Annotated in this window: 1 protein-coding gene; it reads left to right on the top strand. The window is 43.4% G+C overall.

From position 1 onward, the window contains the following. The first annotated feature begins 95 nt into the window (after nt 1-95). Nucleotides 96-1,805 carry an Rqc2 family fibronectin-binding protein gene (locus tag J7E32_RS00005; RefSeq protein ID WP_214901841.1) on the top strand — a complete coding sequence of 570 codons (1,710 nt, stop codon included), beginning with the start codon at nt 96-98 and terminating at the stop codon, nt 1,803-1,805. Nucleotides 1,806-1,823: the final 18 nt, after the last annotated feature.

Below are 1,823 nucleotides of genomic sequence, written 5' to 3'. Positions count from 1 at the left end.
GAGGAGTTAGGAGCCGCAGCTGGACACTATAAAAGCGGAAGCGCCTTGATCAGCCCCGACAAGGCTTTAGATAAATAGAAAAGGATGTATTTAATATGTCATTTGACGGATTGTTTACAAGAGCCATCACAAACGAACTTTCCTCCCTTCTTAAAGGAGGACGAATCAATAAAATTCACCAGCCATATAAAAATGAAATTATACTGGCTGTGAGGGCAAACGGCGTTAACCATAAGCTGCTATTGTCTGCTCACCCGAGCTACGCCAGAGTCCAAATCACAAACGAGCAATATGATAACCCTAACGAACCACCAATGTTCTGTATGCTTCTGCGCAAGCACCTTGAAGGGTCCATTATAGAAGACATCCAACAGGCCGGCCTGGACCGGATGATTATTTTTGAAATAAAGGGAAGAAATGAAATCGGCGATATATCCTACAAGCAGTTGATTGTTGAAATCATGGGACGCCACAGCAACATTATCATCGTCGATAAACAAAGAAACATGATTCTCGATAGCATCAAGCATGTTTCATTTGCCGTGAATACACACAGGGCCATCATGCCCGGGCAAGAGTATGTCTTCCCTCCTCAACAGGAGAAAACGAACCCTTTTGAAGCCAAGGAAGAAGATGTACTAAGAGCAATCGATTTTAATGCTGGCAAACTCGATAAACAGCTAGTTTCAAATTTTGCTGGAGTGTCACCGATATTGGCAAGGGAAATAGTTTTTAAAGCTGGCCTGGCAAACCGTACAACCCTTCCAAAGACCTTCATCTCCGTGATGAGTGAGTTCAGAGAACACAACTACAAACCTTCCATTACTAATGGCAGTAATAAAGAAGCCTTTTACCTGTTACCGCTCGAACATTTAAAGGGTGATGTAAAATCCTTTGATTCGCTCAGCAGCTTGCTAGACCGTTATTATTTTGGCAAGGCGGAACGTGACCGCGTCAAGCAGCAGGGCAATGATCTAGAGCGTCTGATCGCTAATGAGAAAGAAAAGAATGAGAAGAAAATCTTAAAGCTCGAAAAAACTCTTGAAGATGCACAAAAGGCGGAACAGTTCCAATTATATGGAGAGCTGCTGACCGCTAACATCTTTATCGTAAAAAAGGGCATGAAGGAGATTACCGTCGTTAATTATTATGACGAAGATGGTGCATCCATCACGATTCCGCTGGAGCCCAGGAAAACACCTTCGGAAAATGCCCAAAGATACTTCACAAAGTATCAAAAGGCGAAGAAATCCGTCAATATTGTAAAAGAACAAATAGAAATAGCCAGAGCTGAGGTTTCCTATTTCGATACTCTCCTTCAGCAGGTTGAAGCCGCTTCACCAAAGGATATTGAGGAGATCAGGGAAGAATTGATTGAGGGCGGATATATCCGCGCCCGCCAGAAAAAGGGGAATAAAAACAAGCAAAACTTAAAACCGCTTCTTGAAAAATATCGCTCTTCCGATGATACAGAAATCCTAGTCGGAAAAAATAATAAACAAAATGATTACCTAACAAACAAGGTAGCTGCCCGTGATGAAATATGGCTCCACACAAAGGATATCCCGGGATCGCATGTAGTCATCCGCAGTAAAGAGCCATCTGAAGAAACGATTCTCGAAGCAGCACAGATTGCCGCCTACTTCAGCAAAGCACGGAATTCCAGCTCAGTTCCTGTCGACTTTACCAAGGTGCGCCATGTAAAGAAACCTGCAGGGGCCAAGCCTGGGTTCGTGATTTATGAACAGCAGCAGACCGTTTACGTCACGCCGGATGAAGATATGATTTTGAAATTGAAACAGTAATCGAGTAGGAGGGGGTGA

The organism is Bacillus sp. ISL-55, assembly GCF_018613155.1.
In the GTDB taxonomy this organism is placed as follows: domain Bacteria; phylum Bacillota; class Bacilli; order Bacillales; family Cytobacillaceae; genus Mesobacillus.
The sequence above is the reverse complement of the archived record's forward strand: the minus strand, read 5'-3'. Positions and strand labels throughout refer to the sequence as shown.

Coding starts and splice junctions, on each gene's coding strand:
- J7E32_RS00005 (WP_214901841.1), top strand. CDS start 96: ATGTCATTTGACGGATTGTTTACAAGAGCCATCACAAACGAACTTTCC.